At 50.2% G+C, this 18,060-nt stretch carries 27 protein-coding genes; 20 read left to right on the forward strand and 7 right to left on the reverse strand.

What is annotated here, in order from left to right; translation table 11 throughout:
- Nucleotides 1-113 precede the first annotated feature (113 nt).
- From J9260_RS15570 to J9260_RS15580, 3 genes are all read left to right on the forward strand, one after another.
- On the forward strand, nucleotides 114-749 hold the full coding sequence (locus J9260_RS15570) for a carbonic anhydrase (protein ID WP_210218631.1): 636 nt from the start codon (nucleotides 114-116) through the stop codon (nucleotides 747-749).
- Between the two features lie 263 nt (nucleotides 750-1,012).
- Complete coding sequence (locus J9260_RS15575; protein ID WP_210218632.1) at nucleotides 1,013-1,219, forward strand: hypothetical protein; 207 nt, start codon at nucleotides 1,013-1,015, stop codon at nucleotides 1,217-1,219.
- A gap of 5 nt (nucleotides 1,220-1,224) precedes the next feature.
- Entirely contained in the window at nucleotides 1,225-2,982 is a 1,758-nt protein-coding gene (locus J9260_RS15580; RefSeq protein ID WP_210218633.1) for a SulP family inorganic anion transporter, read from the forward strand.
- A 13-nt stretch (nucleotides 2,983-2,995) separates the two neighbouring features.
- Here J9260_RS15580 and J9260_RS15585 read toward each other — a convergent pair whose 3' ends face one another.
- From J9260_RS15585 to J9260_RS15595, 3 genes are all read right to left on the reverse strand, one after another.
- The gene (locus J9260_RS15585) at nucleotides 2,996-3,349 is read right to left on the reverse strand and encodes a YkgJ family cysteine cluster protein (RefSeq protein ID WP_210218634.1); all 354 of its coding nucleotides are present in this window, start codon (nucleotides 3,347-3,349) and stop codon (nucleotides 2,996-2,998) included.
- A gap of 13 nt (nucleotides 3,350-3,362) precedes the next feature.
- Complete coding sequence (locus tag J9260_RS15590) at nucleotides 3,363-3,932, reverse strand: hypothetical protein (RefSeq protein ID WP_210218635.1); 570 nt, start codon at nucleotides 3,930-3,932, stop codon at nucleotides 3,363-3,365.
- Between the two features lie 93 nt (nucleotides 3,933-4,025).
- Complete coding sequence (locus J9260_RS15595) at nucleotides 4,026-5,216, reverse strand: ATP-binding protein (RefSeq protein ID WP_210218636.1); 1,191 nt, start codon at nucleotides 5,214-5,216, stop codon at nucleotides 4,026-4,028.
- Between the two features lie 156 nt (nucleotides 5,217-5,372).
- Between J9260_RS15595 and J9260_RS15600 the strand changes: the two genes are divergently transcribed.
- The 3 genes from J9260_RS15600 to J9260_RS15610 are packed head-to-tail and all read left to right on the forward strand — an operon-like array spanning nucleotide 5,373 to nucleotide 8,163.
- Nucleotides 5,373-5,612 carry a FeoA family protein gene (locus tag J9260_RS15600; RefSeq protein WP_210218637.1) on the forward strand — a complete coding sequence of 80 codons (240 nt, stop codon included), beginning with the start codon at nucleotides 5,373-5,375 and terminating at the stop codon, nucleotides 5,610-5,612.
- 3 nt (nucleotides 5,613-5,615) lie between these two features.
- Nucleotides 5,616-7,937, forward strand: coding sequence for a Fe(2+) transporter permease subunit FeoB (gene feoB / locus J9260_RS15605; RefSeq protein ID WP_210218638.1), 2,322 nt, complete (start codon nucleotides 5,616-5,618; stop codon nucleotides 7,935-7,937).
- Nucleotides 7,894-8,163 (forward strand): FeoC-like transcriptional regulator, encoded by a 270-nt coding sequence (locus J9260_RS15610; RefSeq protein WP_210218639.1) that lies wholly within the window; start codon nucleotides 7,894-7,896, stop codon nucleotides 8,161-8,163. Before feoB ends, J9260_RS15610 begins: the two co-directional genes overlap by 44 nt.
- Here J9260_RS15610 and J9260_RS15615 read toward each other — a convergent pair.
- The 3 genes from J9260_RS15615 to J9260_RS15625 all read right to left on the reverse strand — a co-directional run bounded on the left by J9260_RS15615 (nucleotide 8,135) and on the right by J9260_RS15625 (nucleotide 9,787).
- Nucleotides 8,135-8,473, reverse strand: a complete 339-nt coding sequence (locus J9260_RS15615) for a zinc ribbon domain-containing protein YjdM (protein ID WP_210218640.1) — start codon at nucleotides 8,471-8,473, stop codon at nucleotides 8,135-8,137. The genes J9260_RS15610 and J9260_RS15615 overlap by 29 nt on opposite strands.
- A 67-nt stretch (nucleotides 8,474-8,540) precedes the next feature.
- A complete protein-coding gene (locus tag J9260_RS15620; protein WP_210218641.1) occupies nucleotides 8,541-9,248 on the reverse strand; it encodes an anti-sigma factor in 708 nt (235 codons plus the stop codon).
- The gene (locus tag J9260_RS15625) at nucleotides 9,245-9,787 is read right to left on the reverse strand and encodes an RNA polymerase sigma factor (protein ID WP_210218642.1); all 543 of its coding nucleotides are present in this window, start codon (nucleotides 9,785-9,787) and stop codon (nucleotides 9,245-9,247) included. Before J9260_RS15625 ends, J9260_RS15620 begins: the two co-directional genes overlap by 4 nt.
- Before the next feature lie 272 nt (nucleotides 9,788-10,059).
- On the opposite strand from J9260_RS15625, the gene J9260_RS15630 reads away from it, so the two are divergent.
- The 7 genes from J9260_RS15630 (at nucleotide 10,060) to J9260_RS15660 (ending at nucleotide 15,508) form a co-directional block, all read left to right on the forward strand.
- Nucleotides 10,060-11,337 carry a tyrosine-type recombinase/integrase gene (locus J9260_RS15630; RefSeq protein ID WP_210218643.1) on the forward strand — a complete coding sequence of 426 codons (1,278 nt, stop codon included), beginning with the start codon at nucleotides 10,060-10,062 and terminating at the stop codon, nucleotides 11,335-11,337.
- Between the two features lie 412 nt (nucleotides 11,338-11,749).
- The gene (locus J9260_RS15635; protein WP_210218644.1) at nucleotides 11,750-12,067 is read left to right on the forward strand and encodes a type II toxin-antitoxin system RelE/ParE family toxin; all 318 of its coding nucleotides are present in this window, start codon (nucleotides 11,750-11,752) and stop codon (nucleotides 12,065-12,067) included.
- Nucleotides 12,064-12,369 (forward strand): addiction module antidote protein, encoded by a 306-nt coding sequence (locus J9260_RS15640; RefSeq protein ID WP_210218645.1) that lies wholly within the window; start codon nucleotides 12,064-12,066, stop codon nucleotides 12,367-12,369. The genes J9260_RS15635 and J9260_RS15640 overlap by 4 nt, the downstream gene beginning before the upstream one ends.
- A gap of 372 nt (nucleotides 12,370-12,741) precedes the next feature.
- Nucleotides 12,742-13,488, forward strand: a complete 747-nt coding sequence (locus tag J9260_RS15645; RefSeq protein ID WP_210218646.1) for a GPO family capsid scaffolding protein — start codon at nucleotides 12,742-12,744, stop codon at nucleotides 13,486-13,488.
- Nucleotides 13,489-13,509: 21 nt separating this feature from the next.
- On the forward strand, nucleotides 13,510-14,553 hold the full coding sequence (locus tag J9260_RS15650) for a phage major capsid protein, P2 family (protein WP_210218647.1): 1,044 nt from the start codon (nucleotides 13,510-13,512) through the stop codon (nucleotides 14,551-14,553).
- 2 nt (nucleotides 14,554-14,555) lie between these two features.
- Nucleotides 14,556-15,263 carry a phage terminase small subunit gene (gene gpM, locus J9260_RS15655; protein WP_210218648.1) on the forward strand — a complete coding sequence of 236 codons (708 nt, stop codon included), beginning with the start codon at nucleotides 14,556-14,558 and terminating at the stop codon, nucleotides 15,261-15,263.
- Entirely contained in the window at nucleotides 15,260-15,508 is a 249-nt protein-coding gene (locus tag J9260_RS15660) for a MerR family transcriptional regulator (RefSeq protein WP_210218649.1), read from the forward strand. Before gpM ends, J9260_RS15660 begins: the two co-directional genes overlap by 4 nt.
- Nucleotides 15,509-15,857: 349 nt before the next feature.
- Here J9260_RS15660 and J9260_RS15665 read toward each other — a convergent pair whose 3' ends face one another.
- Nucleotides 15,858-16,136: a TraY domain-containing protein gene (locus tag J9260_RS15665; RefSeq protein WP_210218650.1), complete on the reverse strand. Its 279-nt coding sequence runs from the start codon at nucleotides 16,134-16,136 to the stop codon at nucleotides 15,858-15,860.
- A 116-nt stretch (nucleotides 16,137-16,252) separates the two neighbouring features.
- Here J9260_RS15665 and J9260_RS15670 point away from each other — a divergent pair, with 116 nt between their 5' ends.
- The 7 genes from J9260_RS15670 to J9260_RS15700 all read left to right on the forward strand — a co-directional run bounded on the left by J9260_RS15670 (nucleotide 16,253) and on the right by J9260_RS15700 (nucleotide 18,056).
- On the forward strand, nucleotides 16,253-16,420 hold the full coding sequence (locus J9260_RS15670) for a hypothetical protein (protein ID WP_210218651.1): 168 nt from the start codon (nucleotides 16,253-16,255) through the stop codon (nucleotides 16,418-16,420).
- Nucleotides 16,421-16,525: 105 nt separating this feature from the next.
- Nucleotides 16,526-16,768 carry a hypothetical protein gene (locus tag J9260_RS15675; RefSeq protein WP_210218652.1) on the forward strand — a complete coding sequence of 81 codons (243 nt, stop codon included), beginning with the start codon at nucleotides 16,526-16,528 and terminating at the stop codon, nucleotides 16,766-16,768.
- On the forward strand, nucleotides 16,765-17,133 hold the full coding sequence (locus J9260_RS15680) for a hypothetical protein (protein ID WP_210218653.1): 369 nt from the start codon (nucleotides 16,765-16,767) through the stop codon (nucleotides 17,131-17,133). The genes J9260_RS15675 and J9260_RS15680 overlap by 4 nt, the downstream gene beginning before the upstream one ends.
- The gene (locus J9260_RS15685; RefSeq protein ID WP_210218654.1) at nucleotides 17,130-17,309 is read left to right on the forward strand and encodes a hypothetical protein; all 180 of its coding nucleotides are present in this window, start codon (nucleotides 17,130-17,132) and stop codon (nucleotides 17,307-17,309) included. Before J9260_RS15680 ends, J9260_RS15685 begins: the two co-directional genes overlap by 4 nt.
- Complete coding sequence (locus J9260_RS15690; RefSeq protein ID WP_210218221.1) at nucleotides 17,306-17,524, forward strand: hypothetical protein; 219 nt, start codon at nucleotides 17,306-17,308, stop codon at nucleotides 17,522-17,524. The genes J9260_RS15685 and J9260_RS15690 overlap by 4 nt, the downstream gene beginning before the upstream one ends.
- A complete protein-coding gene (locus J9260_RS15695) occupies nucleotides 17,521-17,805 on the forward strand; it encodes a hypothetical protein (RefSeq protein ID WP_210218655.1) in 285 nt (94 codons plus the stop codon). Before J9260_RS15690 ends, J9260_RS15695 begins: the two co-directional genes overlap by 4 nt.
- Nucleotides 17,802-18,056 carry a hypothetical protein gene (locus J9260_RS15700; RefSeq protein ID WP_210218656.1) on the forward strand — a complete coding sequence of 85 codons (255 nt, stop codon included), beginning with the start codon at nucleotides 17,802-17,804 and terminating at the stop codon, nucleotides 18,054-18,056. Before J9260_RS15695 ends, J9260_RS15700 begins: the two co-directional genes overlap by 4 nt.
- Nucleotides 18,057-18,060: the final 4 nt, after the last annotated feature.

An 18,060-nucleotide genomic window follows, 5' to 3' on the forward strand; every position in this document is an offset into this window, starting at 1 on the left:
ATCTGAAACGGGGTGTTGCATTGTGTAACATGAAAGACTTCTGTCACGCAATCCTTTGAAAACCGGATGCGTACTCTTTACCATCAAACATTCGTGTTTTAGGAAGAACAATCATGCCAAATAAACAAAGCAACTTGAGCGGGGCGGAAGCACTCGCCCGTTTACAAGAAGGCAATCAACGTTTTGCCAACAATGTGCGCAGTCTGGATACCTTATTGAGTCACACACAACGCGCCAGCCTGACCGAGGGGCAAAACCCGTTTGCGATTATTCTGGGCTGTTCGGATTCGCGGGTTCCGGCGGAATTGGTGTTCGACCAAGGTTTCGGCTCGCTGTTTGTGATTCGCGTCGCGGGGAATATTGTCGCGCCTTCACAAATCGGCAGCGTGGAATTCGCAGCGACGCAATACAACACGCGGCTGGTGGTAGTGCTGGGGCATACGCAATGTGGCGCAGTTCATGCCACCATCGAGGAATTACGCCATAACCTGCAAAGCCCGTCCCGCAACCAACGTTCCATCGTCGAACGCATTGCCCCCGCCGTTGCCACCTTAATGGAAACGCCGTTGCGCGATGATCCCGAAGCCCTGATGAAACACGCAGTACGTGCCAATATTCGTGCCGCGACCAGTCATTTGCGCCACGGTTCGGAGATTCTGGAAAACCTGATTGCTAACGAAGGGTTGTTGGTGGTGAGTGCCGAATATTCGTTGGAAAGTGGCAAAGTCGAGTTTTTTGACGTGCCGTAATTCCCTTCCAACACTGTTTCAGATTGAAACAAAACGTTTCATTCTGAAACAGTAACAACTTTGCGGAAAATAATCTTTAAATCTAATGACTTACGAAGTTCCATCAAAACTCCGTTGCAAACTGTAACAGCAGACACTTCGACACCATTCAGCACACTTCACTTTTATCTTTAAATAACAATCAGTTAATTGCCACCCGAATACTGGCACGCCCCTTGCTATAGAACTAACAAATACTATTCTTAACCAAGGAAATTCTTCTCATGAACCATTTATCGGCTGCACTGAAAACCATCCTTAACGGGCTGGCGATGCAATACGAAGGCGAAATGCTGACGACCGAAGAGAAAACAGCCAATCTGCAACGGGTACTCACCGAAATTGAACGCGAAAAACAAGCTGTGCAAGCCACTGCCAACACCACAACAACTATTCTAACTCCCCCTAATATGGCCTTACACGCCAAGTGAGCATCATGAGCGTTCAAACACTTCCCACTTACTGGACATGGCTGCTGCCATTTCTCAACTGGATGCCCAAACTCAATGGACATGATTTACGGGCGGATTTTATTGCCGGTTTAACCGGGGCTGTCGTGGTGCTGCCGCAAGGCGTGGCGTTTGCGACTATCGCGGGGATGCCACCGCAATACGGTTTATACGCCGGGATGATCCCCGCGATTATTGCCGCGCTGTTTGGTTCGTCACGGCATTTGGTGTCAGGGCCAACTACGGCGGCTTCGGTGGTGTTGTTTTCGGCACTTTCCATCCATGCCGTACCGGGTAGCCCGGATTATGTCACGCTGGCTTTGACCCTGACGTTCATGGTGGGCTTGTTTGAACTGGTTCTGGGGCTGGCACGCATGGGTGCGTTGGTCAATTTCATCTCGCACTCTGTCGTCGTCGGCTTCACTGCCGGTGCGGCTATTTTGATTGCAGCCAAGCAATTGAAGTATTTTTTCGGGGTGGACATGGATAACGGCGGGAATTTGACCGAACTGTTATTCCGGTTTACGCAACATCTGGACGGCATTAACGCCTATGCGGTATTGATTGCTGTCGTCACCTTACTCAGTGGCATAGCGACTAAACGTTGGTTGAAACGTGTGCCTTACATGGTGGTGGCCATTTTGGTTGGTAGCTTGCTCAGTGTCGGCTTAAATGCATGGTTGGGCACAGATATTACGCATATCGCGACGGTCGGTGCTTTGCCGGATTCTTTCCCGCCTTTATCTTCCCCCGTGTTGACGCTGGAAAATATTAAAATGCTGGCTCCTGCTGCCTTGGCAGTCACGCTGTTTGCCTTGACCGAAGCGGTATCCATTGGGCGGGCAATGGCGGCACGCGGCGGCTATAACATCAATGGCAATCAGGAATTTATTGGGCAAGGTTTATCCAATCTTGCCGGGTCATTTTTCTCCGGTTATGTCTCGACCGGCTCGTTTAACCGCACAGGTGTCAACTACGAATCCGGCGCGAAAACCCCGATGGCGGCGGTATTTGCGGGATTATTGCTGATATTCGTGGTGGTGCTGGTTGCGCCTTACGCGGCGTATTTACCCAAAGCAGCCATGGCGGGCGTACTGTTTTTGGTGGCGTGGGGCTTGATCGACTGGCATGAAATCCGCGAGATTATCAGCTTCTCGAAACGCGAAACGGTGGTTTTAGCTGTCACGTTCTTTAGTGCGCTGTTCCTTGATTTGGAATTTGCGATTTTCCTCGGCGTGATGCTGTCCTTGGTGTTGTATCTGGAAAAAGTGTCCAAGCCGCGCATCCTGACCCGCACACCTGACAAGAATTTGCCGAACCATGCGTTTTCCACTAACCCGGATTTACCCCAATGCCAGCAATTGCGCTTCGTGGGTGTTGAAGGTTCGCTATTCTTCGGCTCGGTGAATCACATGGAAGAAAAGTTCGGCAAAATCCGTGCAGAACACCCGCAGCAAAAACACTTGGCAGTGATTTGCGAAGGCATCAACTTCGCCGATTTGCAGGGCAGCCACGCGCTGTACAAAGAAGCCAAACAACGGCAGGCAGATGGCGGCAATTTGTACCTGATCAATGTCAAGGAAGGTTTGTGGGATGCGTTAGAAGCGTGCGAATGTTTCGACAAGGAAGGTTCACGCAATGTGTTCCAGTCCAAGTCCGCCGCGATCCACGCCATTTACCAAAAGCTGGATAAGAGCCTGTGTGAAGGTTGTACTGCGCGTTTGTTCAAAGAATGTAAGGTGTAACACAGTACACTTTTTACACCAATACTTGGCGAGTTTCCGCCAAGTATTGCCAAACCCGACGTTCCGCCCGTGCCTCAATCATGATTTCGGGACGTTTACCGCGCGGGCAAACAAGGCGCGGCGTGGTTCCAAACAAGCGGCAAATCAACGGACGTTCCGCATACACCTGACACCCTTGCTCACCCAAATGCGGGCAACACCACTCAGCCAATGCTGCGGCGTGTTCTGCCGCGCTTTTAACGGGTAAACGCGCCATTTCCTCTGAAGAAGCAGTGACCGGCCCACAGCAATCATGGCAACCCGGCTCACAGGCAAAACCGGGAATAGCACGGCGTAATAAGCGTAATTCTTGGTCGTTTATGATCACTAATGCATCATTATTATTGCTGGTGGTGCAACGCTTGCATCACTTTTTTATTACGGATCTCAACCGTCACGTTACCCTTGCCTTTGTCTTGGACGATAACTTCATCACCTTGACGTAGCCATTGCACTTGTTGGGTGCTGGTTTCATCAGGTTTACCAAATAAATTGAGGATTTTTTTACCGTGCTTGTCGTATAGCGCAGTGTAATCACCAGACGTTTGAAGCTGGATAGTTAACTGACACAGTTGATTTTCCACGAACGTCGCCGATAGCGCAGTGAGCTTTTCATCCCAGAGTGTGCCGACTTGCCCATCAACTGCCTTGGCAGTGCAAGTTTCGGTCATATACGCCTTGCGCTGATCGCCCAGACCCGCCTTACCCGATTTACACTGCAACGGCTGTTTCAGTAAGGTTTGCAACTGCTTACCAGCTTCGGCACGTTTATCGCCCAACTTAACGCTATCCAAGCCGTAACGCTGCAATTGATCATCGTCTGGTGCAGCTAACATGTCTTTTTCGAGGCGTTCGCAGCCAGCCAAGCCCATGACCAGCAATGCAGTGAGTAAATAATGTGTTGTTTTCACAGCAGCCCTCATACCTGTGAGTAGAAAAATGCCTTTCATGGCGCAAGCATAACCCCTATACCCTTGGTTATGACATTGCTTTATAGAAAATGTTCATTCGCGAGGCAGATTAACTGTCGTGACCCGCCCCACCCACTCAAACACCTGCGTAAACGGCAATACCTCAAACGCGCTCCTCCGTTGCGCTTCCGTGCCACCATAAACCAGTGTCATGCTTGCAACACGTCCCTCTAATGCACGCTGCACTCGTGTTGCTGCCTGCATCGCGTCGCTGGCAACCGTTTGCGCAGCTTTGATTTCCAGCAATTGTAATTTATCCCCGGTTTCCAGCAGCAAGTCCGCTTCATTGTGCTGGGAATCACGGTAAAAATAGACATTGGGTTTCACGCCAGCATTATGTAGGGTTTTCAATACTTCCAACACCACAAGATTTTCAAACAAATTTCCGCGCAGCGGGTGTGTTGGCAAATAAGCCGGTTGGGTAATGCCCATCAACCAAGCCGCAAGTCCCACGTCATAAAAATACAATTTCGGCGATTTGATCAGGCGTTTACTACCATTGCTAAACCAAGGCGGCAGGCGGAATACGATGTAAGAAGCTTCCAACAACGTTAACCATTCCTGCACGGTATGCCCGGAAACGCCCACATCAGCGGCAAGGCTTTGCATATTAACCAATTGCCCAACACGCCCCGCTACCAATCGCACAAATTTTTCAAACAAATGTAAATTGCGCAATTGCACCAATTCACGCAAATCCCGCTGCACATAAGTTTCAAAATAGTCACCCAACGTTACCGCAGGATCTAGCTGTTGTGCATGGATACGTGGATAACCACCTTGATACAAAAAGCTGTCAGACGTTGGCCTATCCAGTACCGGCAATAGTTCCGCTATCGACAACGGCAACAGCTTCAATAACGCGGTACGTCCTGCCAATGACTGCGAAATATGGCGGCTCAACTCAAATTGATGGCTACCGGTGAGGATGAATTGCCCTGCTGTATTATTTTCATCTACCCGTACCTGAATCCATGACAACAACTCGGGGACGCGCTGAATTTCATCAATCACCGCACCGTTGGGGAATTGGTTCAGGAAACCCTGCGGATCAAGACGGGCAAAATCGCGGGTATCAGGACGCTCTAAATTGCTGTAAGGCTTATCGGGGAAGGCTTCACGGCACAATGTCGTTTTACCTGATTGGCGCGGCCCCGTTACAGTTACCACAGGCCATTGCACAGCACGCGCTAACAACGTTGGGAGCATATGACGTTGGATCATATTGAAACCATGTAAATATGAAGTACAACTTCAATTTTACAGATAAATACATCGTAAGCAATCGACAAAACCTTGGAAAATGTTCATTCGTACTTGAATATTAGCGTCATGTGACTTACATTTGATAATCATTTTCATGTTTAGGTAGCCAGTGCCATGAACGCAGCCAACCCTCAAACACTTTCCCAATTGGCAGAACATGCCTTTGCGCACGTTCACGCGGTGCATACCGACAATGCCCTGCGCATCCGCTTACTCGGCATGGGGATAGGCACGGGAACGCGGATTGAAGTGTTGCGCAATCGTAACGGTGACATTGTGCTGGGCAATGGCAATAACCGCATCAGCCTTGGGCGCAGCATTACCGATAAAATCAGCGTTCACGTACAGGAGTAAACCATGTCGAAGGAATGCTGTAACGCCACCGAACGACGTTGCCCCAAAGCCTTATTGCCACGCGAAATTGCCTTGCTGGGCAACCCGAATGCGGGCAAAACCACCCTGTTCAATTTGCTGACGGGCGCACGCCAACGCACCGGCAATTGGCCGGGAGTCACGGTAGAACGCAAAGAAGGCCAGTGCCGGTTACTCAATGAAGACTTGCATGTGGTGGATTTACCCGGCACGTATTCGCTGGATTTCAGCGATGCCTCCACCGACGAACAAGTGGCGCGAATGTTCGTGCAACAACACCCGGATCATTTGTATTTAAACATTGTCGATGCCAGCACTTTGGAGCGCGGTTTATACCTGACGTTACAATTGCGCGAGCTAAACGTGCCAATGATCGTGCTGTTAAACATGATGGATGTGGCGCAACGACGCGGCATGAACATTAATATCGAGGCATTGCATGAACGCCTCGGTTGCCCAGTCATTCCGGTATCGCTGCGGCAGGATAAAGACCTCGCGCCGGTACATCACGCCATTTGCCATTACCAGCCCAGCACTTCCACGGTGCATTTTGATATTCCGTACCACGCCAGTGTCGAGCAAGCCATTACCCAATTGCAGGCAACCGATGCCAGCATTAGCCGGGGCGATGCCTTGTTCGCGCTGCAAACTTGCCAACAAGAGCCGGGAATTGCTGCAACACACCGCACCATTGAAGCCGCCAGCGGCGAGGAATTAGACTTTTTATTAGCGGATGCACGCTTTGATTTAGCCACACGCATTGCCCAAAGTGTGGTGCAAGAGCGCGGTAAAGTCAGCCGCACAGTGTCGGATAAACTGGATCGCTGGGTATTGGGCAGTTGGACGGGCGTACCAATTTTTCTTGCCATTATGTATTTGCTGTTTTTGTTCAGCATAAATCTTGGCGGGGCATTCATCGACTTTTTTGACCTTGGGGTGCAAGCGATTGCGGTGGACGGGGTACGTCACCTGTTGACCCAGTGGGCATTCCCGGAATGGCTGATTACCTTGCTGGCGGAGGGCTTGGGCGGCGGCATTCAGGTGGTGGCGACGTTTATTCCGGTAATTGCGGCGTTGTATTTGTTTCTGACGTTATTGGAAGAATCCGGTTACATGGCGCGTGCCGCCTTTGTCATGGATCAGTTCATGCGCAAATTGGGGGTTTCTGGGAAAGCGTTTGTGCCGTTGATTGTGGGTTTTGGCTGCAATGTTCCGGCAATTATGGCAGCTCGCACACTGGATAGTCAGCGCGAACGCATTTTAACGGTGTTAATGGCTCCGTTTATGTCGTGCGGGGCGCGATTGGCGGTTTACGCGCTGTTTGCTTCGGCTTTTTTCCAGCAAGGCGGGCAAAACATCGTGTTTTTGCTGTATCTGGTCGGGATTGCTTTCGCCATTTTGACCGGGTTAATCATGCGTAAGACCTTGCTGCAAGGTGGCGCGGATCATTTCGTGATGGAAATGCCGACCTACCAATTGCCCAGTATCTACAACATTCTGCTGAATACTTGGGGTAAGCTGAAGGGCTTTATCGTGGGGGCGGGTAAAATCATTGTGCTGGTGGTGATGGTGATTAATATTGCCAACAGTCTCGGTACGGATGGCAGTTTTGGTAATCAAAATACCGAAAAATCGCTGCTGAGTGCCACGGCTAAAACCGTAACGCCGGTATTCGCGCCAATGGGGATTACCCAGGAAAACTGGCCTGCAACGGTGGGTATTGTCAGCGGTTTACTGGCTAAAGAGGTCGTCGTCGGTACATTAGATGCACTTTACGGACAGATGGAAACGACTGGCGGCGCAACACAGAGCGAACCTGCAACAGATACCGCGTTTGATTTAGTGGCGGGTCTACAAGCGGCTGTGGCGACCATTCCCGTCAATGTCAGTGATGCGCTGGGTAGTTTGAGTGATCCGCTGGGGTTTGGGACAGTGAATGAAACGCAGGAAGTGAACAGTGCCACGTTTAGCGCGATGCAACAGCGGTTTGATGGCAAAATCGGGGCATTTGCTTACTTGCTGTTTATTTTGATGTATTTCCCGTGCGTAGCGGCGACCGGCGCGATGTATCGCGAAGTCGGGGCGCGTTGGGCAATGCTGGGGGTGGCGTGGAGTACCGGCCTGGGTTACGCCGCAGCGGTATTGTTTTACCAAATGGCAACGCTCGCGCAACATCCGCTGGCTTCGCTATTGTGGGCAACGGGTATCTTTGGAACCCTAAGTGGCGTGGTTTACGCTTTTTATCGGGCGGGGAGGCAACAGCATGTTATTGGGGGAAATCCGCAATTACTTGCAACAACGCGGTAGTGCCAGTCTCAGCGATGTCGCAACCCATTTCGACATTGCCCCGGATACCGCACGTTTCGCGCTGGATTACTGGCAACAACGCGGCAAAGTGCGGGCAGTAAACGCCGCCTGCGGTTCAGGCGGTTGCGGGGGGAAAAGCTGTGGCGGCGGTGATGGCACGCACTACGAATGGCGGGCGCGAGACATACCGCTGCAATTTACACCTTTTTCACAAACTCGGACTTGAGGCTCATCGCGCCGATACCGTCAATTTTGCAATCAATGTCGTGATCGCCGTCAACTAAACGGATGTTTTTCACCTTCGTTCCGACCTTGACCACCAGTGACGAACCTTTCAATTTCAGGTCTTTAATCACCGTCACGGTATCGCCGTCCTGCAACACATTACCGTTGGAATCCTTAATCACGCGCTCATCGTCGGTGCTTGTTGCCGCCGTTTTTGACCACTCGTAGGCGCATTCCGGGCAAACGTACATCTCACCGTCTTCGTAGGTGTAAGTCGAACCGCATTGGGGGCAGGCTGGTAAATCGCTCATGGAATTCCTTTAAGGTAGGCGCGTAAGACGGGCAAGCCTACTGACTGCACCGCGGGTAGTCAACCATCTACAGTGCCGCCAATTCACCTGTGTAAATAATTTTCCCCTGCGGTATGTCGCGTGCTGGCTGATCCATCGGTTCTAAACTGATTGCAAACGCATCAATATCCGCTAAGTCTTTCCACGCTTTCTTATCAATCGGCATTCGCATTGCCCCGCCTGCTGTCAACGTTCCCATGCGCATCGGAGGCATCGCTTTATTTTTAGGAATACACCAAAAGGTCGGCATCATCCCACTATCAGCGGGTAATGCTCCGACTGGCATGTCGAAAGCGATTTCCATGGTTTCATGGTAAACCATTGCCACCATCATTTTGTCGTGTTGCACCGGGGATTTCATACTCGCCATGTACGCATTAGGCTGATTGCCGGTATTTAACAGCAACACCGTCACAGCGGATGCGGCAATTGAGGCAAACGCAGCGACGGGTAAATAATGCCACAAACCGGTCAGCCAACTTTTTTGCGGAGAAGCGGCTTTGCCTAAGTTCAGCTCTTTACTGATCGCATTCCACACCCGTGCTGGTGGCTGTTGTTCTGGTAATAAAGTGACTAGAGGTGCGAACTGTTGCTGGTAAGCGTCGGTCACTGCCCGCAAATAGCGGTGTTTACTCATGAGCGTTTCAAAGCGCAGGCGTGCCTTGCCCTGCAATGTGCCTAGCGCGTAAGACATCGCCAAATATTCAAAAATGTCCGGGTTTTGGTAACGCTTCATTGTAAGCACCCCTTCAATTGTTCCAATCCACGACGTATCCATGCTTTCACTGTCCCTAACGGCTTTGCCAGTGTCTGCGCAAGCTCCTCATGCGTTTGCCCGTGATAAAAGGCTTGCAGGATACATTCACGTTGCTCCGGTTTGAGCCGCCCGATGCAAAACATCAAACGCTGAGCATCTTCGCCCATTTGCTGCAACGCATCCGGTTGCGGTTCGAGTGAAACAAACGCTAGGGTTTCGTAGTCCAGATCATCAACCACTTGGGGTCGGCTTTGCGCTTGACGGAGTTTGTCGAGTGCCTGATTGCGCACAATGGTGGTCATCCAGGTCATCGCACTGGCTTTGCTGGCGGCAAATTGCCCCGCATGATTCCAGATTTTGACAAATCCTTCCTGCAAGACATCTTCAGCGAGAGCTTCGTCACGCAACAAACGTTTACACAAGGCAAACAGACGCGGGGACGCGGCTTGGTAAAGTTGCCGGAATGCGGCAGCATCGCGTTGACCGCTATGAATCAGCAATTCGTTGAGTGGTTCCATGATGCTCCTTTACGTGTTTATACGTTACTCAGCGATTGTTGGATGCACGCCAACAGCAGGAAACCCAGAAACAAAAAAGGGCTACATCCGTTTGAATGTAACCCTTTCATTTGTATGGTGGGACATGTGCGACTCGAACGCACGACCACCTAATTAAAAGTTACCTTCACACCTGTTTTAGCGAAAATCACCAAATATCACCAACCCTTTGCCCTGCTTAGTGTCTGGCCTGTCCTTGTCGCATACTGTTCTAGTCTGTAGCATGGTTTATCATGCAAAAAGGACACCTGAAAGGACACCTGATGAACACCTACACCAACCACAAAGGCATTAAATCCGCGCTAAGCATACCACCCTTGCATTCGCACGTAGAAGTTAAGGATTCAACGTGCCAAGGGCTTTACTTACGCATCCAACCCACGGGAAACGCTACATTCATACACCGCTACAAAATCAACGGCGTGAGGCGCGTTTATACCTTCGAGAATATTACCCTCTCAAAATCCAACACTGAACGGCAAATCAGCGAAGCTTTAGCCAATGCACGCGCAATATGTGCAACCCAACGGGCAGAAATGAAGGCGGGCACTGATCCTGCAATAGAACGTGACCTGAAAACGCACCATATCGCCACCATGCCCACGGTTTCAGAGTTTGCCGACACCTTCATAAGTCGTCACATGAAGGGTAAGAAAAGCGGCACGGAATACAAACGTATCCTGAATGTGGATGTGTTGCCGATAGTGGGGAATATGCCGCTCGACAAGGTGGAGCGTAAACACATCATTGGTTTACTTGACCGCAAACAGGACGCGGGGGTAATGGTTGCCCGAAACATGGTAATAGCCGTGCTTTCCAAGATGTTTAACTTTGCCATAGAGCGGGCATTACTCGAATATAACCCCGTGACCGGCATCAAGAAGACCAAGACCAAAGACAGGGAACGGGTTCTTAGTGAACGTGAAATCAGATTGCTATGGGAATACACCAACTCGACCACCAGTCGGCTTGACCCGTCTACGCGCCTTGCATTGCGTCTTATCCTTGTCACTGGGCAACGACCGGGCGAAATATGCCAAATGAAGGAAAAGCAGATAACCGGCAATATCTGGCACATACCCGACACCAAGACCGACAAATCACACGATGTATTCCTCACCCCAATGGCGTTACAGATCATCGAAGAAGCGCGGATGTTTGGGCGCAAAGGTTATCTGTTCATTGATAGCAGCGGCAAAATGAAGGACAACAAGACCCTAGCGCAAAGTATCGGGAAATGGTCAGTTCAATGGGATGACAACCCAGAGGGCAGGCCAACCCCGCACGACCTACGGCGGACGTTCACCACCGGGTTAGGCGCGTTGGGGTTCAGCCGATTCATTCAAAACCTTGTTACCAATCACGCAGACAGCAGCATAGGCGGCATTTATGACCGCCATTCTTACGCTAAGGAACGCCAACAAGCACAAGAGGCATGGGAACGGCGGTTAACTGAGATCGTGACCGGCGAACTATTGGGAAATGTAGTGGAGTTCAGGCGGGCAGAATAGCCACCACCACACCACCAAGGCCGCACCCGTTGCGGCTTTTTTGTGCCTCACCGTTGGGGGTTGGATAACTTGCTATTTTTGCCCGTGTTGCTACTGCTGACACCCTGCATACTTTGCTATTTCTCCTCTGATTTTTTGCTATTCCTGCTATTCTTGCTATTTTTGGCCTAATTCTTAATCAATATTGAAAAAGAAGAATAGATTAATAATTAATCATTATTATATAAATCAATTATTTATATATCTTACTAACCCTTCATTTTCATGTAGCAGCGTTTGCTACTGCTATTCTTGCTATTCCTGCTATTTTTAGATTGGTTTTTAAGCAACACACAAAGCAGGCATTCAACACCCCAATGGATTGATAGCATGTGTATTTGCGCATTTGTAGCCTAAGAGCTACACTGAGTCGATGGAAATAACCAAGTACCAAACCCCACAAGGGAACATACCGCTGGATGATTGGCTTTCAAGTGTTCGTGACAGTCGGGCGCGGGCGCGTATTCAAATACGCATCGACCGCTTGACGTTGGGATTGTTTGGAGACTGGAAGCCCGTGGGTGATGGTGTGTGTGAATTGCGTGTTGATGTTGGCGCAGGCTATCGCATCTACTACGGACGGAACGGGCAGGAGCTTGTTATTCTCCTTTGTGGTGGTGACAAGGGCAGCCAGCAAGCCGACATCAAACAAGCCATTAAATATTGGAAGGATTACAAGGTGGAAAAATGACAACAGTTCCTTACAGTAGCAGTGACTACCTGAAAACCGATGAAGACATTATCGAATACCTGAATGCAGCCGTTGAAGATGGAGACAATAGCGTCCTGCTGCTGGCAATGCGTAATGTCGCGATGGCTAAAGGCGGTATAGCGAAACTCGCAGATATTACAGGGCTGAACCGTGAAAGCTTATATAAAACGCTATCAGAACAGGGCAACCCGCATTACGACACACTATCTCTGATAATGCGCGGCCTTGGATTCCGCTTTACTGTCACGCCAAATTCTGAGCGCAGCAGCTTAACCGCTTAGGCGCGAAAATGAACGACAAAAAGAGCCGCACACGTTGCGGCTTTTTTGTGCCTCACAACCTGAACGCCAGATAAACGCCTTTTTGCTTGATCTGTGGATAAGTCATGTAAAAAACATTCCAGTTTTTTAACGAATTTGAACATCTGAACGCACCATCACACCCGCCAAACCTTATACACCGCGCCACTTGCAGCGATTCCAGATCATAAAAAATGCCTCGTAATTTTAGGGCGGTTATTTTTTGCAGCCCCACCGCCCTTGGACGCAACTTCTAAGGCATTCATCCAGCCGCGCCTCTAGCTGGATGCCCTACGGTGTCCTATCGGTACAAAAAAGCTAATGATGAACCTTTACAAAAGAGGACGAATCGTCATGTTTGAAACAGATTGGATTATTGCCGCCGTTGAAGGCGAAACCGCAGACGGGCGGGGTATCAGCAAAGAACAAGTGCAGCAAATGGCGGACAGCTACAACCCGCAAGTTTACGCTGCAAAAATCTGGCTGGAACATTTGCGCGGAACACTACCTGATAGTGTTTTCAAAGCATTGGGAACTGTTAGCGGGGTGAAGGCTGACACGATCAAGAGCGGCGAATTAAAAGGAAAGCTGGCTTTATTCGTGAAACTCACCCCGTCACCCGAACTCATTGCAATGGTACGCAATGGGCAAAAGACCCACCTTTCTATCGAAATGCACCCGGAATTCCCGACCACTGGCGGCGCGTATCTTATGGGCTTAGGTGTAACGGATTCTCCCGCCTCGATCGGTACTGGAATTATGAAATTCAGCACCACCAACCGCCCTGAAAATGTGTTTTCCGCGCCGTTGGTGTGTGAGTTTGGAAACTGCGAAAACCAACAAGATGACTTAACCGCCATCCGCTCTATGCTGGAAAAGCTCACTGCCAACCCCGACCCGTGGAAAGGTAAGACCGAACCCGACCCAACCAACCCGCCGCACCAATTCGCAGCACATTCTGATCTGGACAAGCTCAGAAACGACTTTGCAGAACTCACCGCCAAATTCCAAAAATTTGAGGACTTCATGGCAGAAGACGTAACACCAGTCCGCCGCGAATTGGGCGGTCGTTCACTCGAAAACAACCGTATCGGCTACTAAACAACTCTTAGGAACAATCTCATGAAAAAACAAACCCGCGAAAAATTCAATCAACTGAAATTAGATGCAGCACAGACCAATGGTGTCATGGACGTAACCGAAAAGTTCACTGTCACCCCAGCCGTTGAACAACGCCTTGTTGATCAAATGGGCGAAAGTTCTGATTTTCTGAAAAGCATCAATATCATCGGTGTCACGGAGCAAAAAGGCCAAAAGCTCGGTTTAGGGGTAGGCTCACCAATTGGCAGCCGCACCAACACCGACACCAAAGAGCGCGAAACCGCCTACGTTGGCTCGTTAGTTCCCGACCCTTACGAAGCCATGCAAACCAATTTCGACACTCACCTCAGTTACCGCATGATGGACGCATGGGCAGCGTTTGCGGACTTTAACAAGCGTTATCGTAAGCACGTCATGAAGCGCATGGCATTAGACCGCATCTTAATTGGCTGGAACGGCACAAGTGCAGCCGCTGAAACCGACCGCGCGACAAGTCCGCTGCTGCAAGACGTGAACATTGGATGGTTAGAAAAAGTCCGCCGCAATGCCCCAGCACGCATGATGGGTTACGACTCAACCGGGCAAGAAACCACCGACACCTACAACGTTGGTGAAGGTGGACAATACCCAACGCTGGACGCGCTCGTGTTTGACATGATGAGCAACTTACTCGACCCGTGGAATACGGGAAGTGATGACCTCGTATTAATTTTGGGGCGTGAACTGTGGGTAAAACACGGTTTAGAACTTTACGCAGAAAACCGACCTGCTACCGAACGCAACGCCCTACAAGTCTGGTTTGCACGCCAAGCCGTTGCAGGATTGCCAACCATCACCGTCCCGTTTTTCCCTGAGCGCGGTGCGGTCGTCACCAGTTACGACAATTTGAGTATTTACTTTCAATCAGGTGCAGTCCGCCGCGCCATCATCGACAACCCCAAGCGCGACCGTGTGGAAGAATACCTATCCAGTAACGACGCTTATGTGGTGGAAGATTATGGCAAGTTTGGCGGCATCCGTGCCGGTGCGGTCAAGCTCAAAAACGCCGCTGGTAATTGGGTGTAACCATGTTGTCACCCGCCGCGCAACACCGCCAACAACATGACGTGCAACTGCAAGTGCAGCGTGAGCAAGCCACTCACGATGCGCCCATTGTTGCAGCTGTTAGTGCGGAACACGCGGCGGGTAATGACTACCGCCTAATGCATATCCGGCTAGACGACGATGTAAGGCGGCTTGCCAGCATCCGCAGCCGTGACCGTGCCAACCAGATGAAACACAGCATCCTCCCGCATTACTGGGGTTACTGTAGTGCGGTAATCAGCCGCAACACCACCAAGCCCGACAGTATTATCACGCGGGTTTGTATCTGGTGTTTCGACATTGGGGAAATCAGCAACGGGTTGTTGTTGGCTGAATTTGCATTAGGGCGTTATCTCCCCAAACCGGACGGCTACCGCCACACCCCAAGCCCCGCAGGATTCAAGCGCAACCTCGCTGAAACCTTGGCGGAAACGCTCGCCGATACGGTGTTAAAAAGCCAAACCCCACACAACGCAGCCAACCACTTATTGCACTTGATGGAATTAGTGAAGCAACACGACATCACCGACCACATCAACGCCAAACTTCACCGCGCCTATGCAATGGCAGTTGCCAGCACTGACAGCGACACCGCTATTCAACACTACACCGAATCCAACCGATTAAGACCGCTTGCCAGTATCCGCAAGGCGATAGAACGACTTGAAAAGCAAAGAGGACAACAACGATGAATGCAGATAATGCAGTATCAGGAAAAGTGAACTACAGCGAGACCGCCGCCGCACGGTATTTAGGGGTATCTAAACGCACCATTAGGGATTTACCCATACCACGGCTTGAAATTTTGCGCGACGACACCCCGAACAAAGATGGATACGTCAGAAAACGCCGTTTTATTCGTTACGAAAAAGCCAATCTTGACAAGTTCAAAGAAGATCACGTCACCACTCCCGTTGGTTGGTGCGTATCAAGTTAAATCAGTAACTGAGTTTTAGGGTGTCCCACACTGAATACTAAACAGCCGTTTTACTTGCGATCTGTGATTACCGCCAACACGTAGCATAAAGCCGCTTTAAAACAGTGTGTTAGGACACCCGCCTTATATTTTTCAGATAGATTAATTAAATCAGACAACCCCATGAACCGAAACTTTAAACAATTCTGGATAAAAACCTACGCAACCATGAAGCAACACAGACCCCGTATCGAACAGCGGGCGCGATTGTCACCCGGTTACTATCGGTCAAGCCTAGCGCATGAGTGGTGTTTATTTTTGGTTAATGATGCAGGGCTTACATGAATAGCAACGCTTTGCCTAAAAACCCCTACTTACCCGCTTTGGTGAGTTCTTCCCGAACCACTTCAAGAGCAACGCGGCGCATATCTTCTTTTAATACTTCCAGCACACCGGGCGGCACATCCTCAAAGTACCAAAACTTATTACCAGCTTGCGTGGTGTTCTCTGTCAGCAAAGAAGCCTCAAGCCGTATCGAAATTTCAGCATGGAGTGAACGACCGTTAGCCTTAGCTATGGCTTCTAACTTTGCGCGTAAGTCTGGATCAAGCCGCATCGAGTACGGCGGTGGTCGATTATCTGTATTCATAGTTTCCAATCTTCCAATGGTAGTACAAAGTATTCAAGTAATCGTTTGGAGTACATTGTATTACCATTTATCGTATGCTATGTTTGGTACTACAAAAAATTACCTAGGAGTACAAAATGAGTTTGGAACAGAAAAGACAAGCACCGCGTTCAGTACGTCTTGACCCAGAAATAGAGGCATGGGTTAAGAGCCAAGCAAAAGCGGGCGACAGGTCACTAAATGCGGAAATTAACCGTGTACTGAGGAAAGCAAAGGAGGCAGAAGAACAGAAACAGGCGGCGTAAGCCATAACGAACAAACCCCGCATGAAGCGGGGCTTATCCGGGCTGCAAGGTGCAACTAACACCCAAACAGCCCATTTACTGAACGAAGTTAAGAGAACTCAGCAAATGAAAGCTAATGTTATCACAACGCCTAACGGCACAAACAAGACCTATGAATCTGACATCTTGATTACTGTTACAGGTATCAAACCCGGTGCGGATAGCGCGATTCTCGGCGAACATCTGGCGAACTTCCTGCACTGCCAAGGCTTGCAAGTTGAAATTGCAGGCCATGCCGTCCAACACGGGAACCACTACCCGCAAGCCGTCACCATTCGCACCGCTACCCGCGTGGGAGGTGCAGCATGAGCGCGAAACAATACCCACCATGCCACCACCGCGACGCGGAACACTTGCGCGAAGAACTGGAAGCCATTCACAACCTGTTACGGGTTTGTGTCGATTCCATGCAGTTAGTAAACGCGCTTGAGTTGGTTCATACCACCAACGTACTGGATTCACTGTCAGAACGCACATGGGAAGCCATAGCACCGGCTAAAGCACTGGAAACTGTTCTTTACGAAGAATGGTTAACCAAAATCGAAGCCCAAAAAGCAATGGAGGAAATCGAAGCCCGGAAAGAATGGCGCAAAAACTTACCACCCGGCGCAATCGAAGCGTTTCAACAAGTTAATGCGGTTTTCCGCGCAAATTCAAAGGGGGAAGAGGCATGATCACCAACACCCTACCCTTTGAACAACGTCTGAAAATGGCACAAGCCGTTATTGACGCTCACCTGCAACGTGCCAAGCCTGCACACCGTCAAATCCTCCTAAACAGCATGTGGGCGCGTTGGATTAACCGCACGGTGTTCAACCACAAGCCGACATTGCGCGAGGTGAAGCCATGAGCCGCGAACTTGATCAAATCGACCTCTTTGCAGGCACACCGGATACAACCGTATCCACCCCACCGGCTGAGTTGAAATCTGTAACAGAAATCAAACCGACCGCTTGCCCACCGCGCACAATTTACAGCGTGGAGCGTTTGCCCAACGGTTACACCCGCATTACCCAACACGGGCGCGTGACCTTTAATGGGTTAATCGGGAGGGCTTCAGCATGAAACCTCTTTACACCGAAGCCGAACAACGCGCCATTCTCGCTGTAATGCGTGACGCTCTCGCACTCAGTACCGAATCAATCATGGTATGGGTGAGTATCGCACCCCATGTCCGTGGAGTATCCGCTTATGGATACCTTGACGGCTGGAACGACCACACGTGCAAACACAAAACCCGTGACTTCAATCTGAATGTGTACCTCGCAGACGATGAAGCCGAATCGCTTACACAATTAGCCGTCATGTCGTGTGATTTGCGTGAAGCCGTTGGGGGTAAGTCATGAACCACCCCTTCATCATCGCCCTAACAAGGCAAGGCGCATACGGCCTGTTAGCACTGGGAATTATCGCCGCGTGTGCTATTGCGCACCTCTTCAACGCCATTAGCAGCGCGTCATTGTTCACCGCAGTAATGCCCGTGTTCGGCTTTACCGCGTGTCTGGCGTATGGCTTTTTGTGTTTCGCGACCCGCAAAAACAGCCTGCTAAAGGTGTTGTTTGTGGTTGGTGCGTTTTCAACATTTTGGATTCAATAGGGGG

The sequence above is a fragment of the Thiothrix unzii genome, assembly GCF_017901175.1.
GTDB lineage: Bacteria > Pseudomonadota > Gammaproteobacteria > Thiotrichales > Thiotrichaceae > Thiothrix > Thiothrix unzii.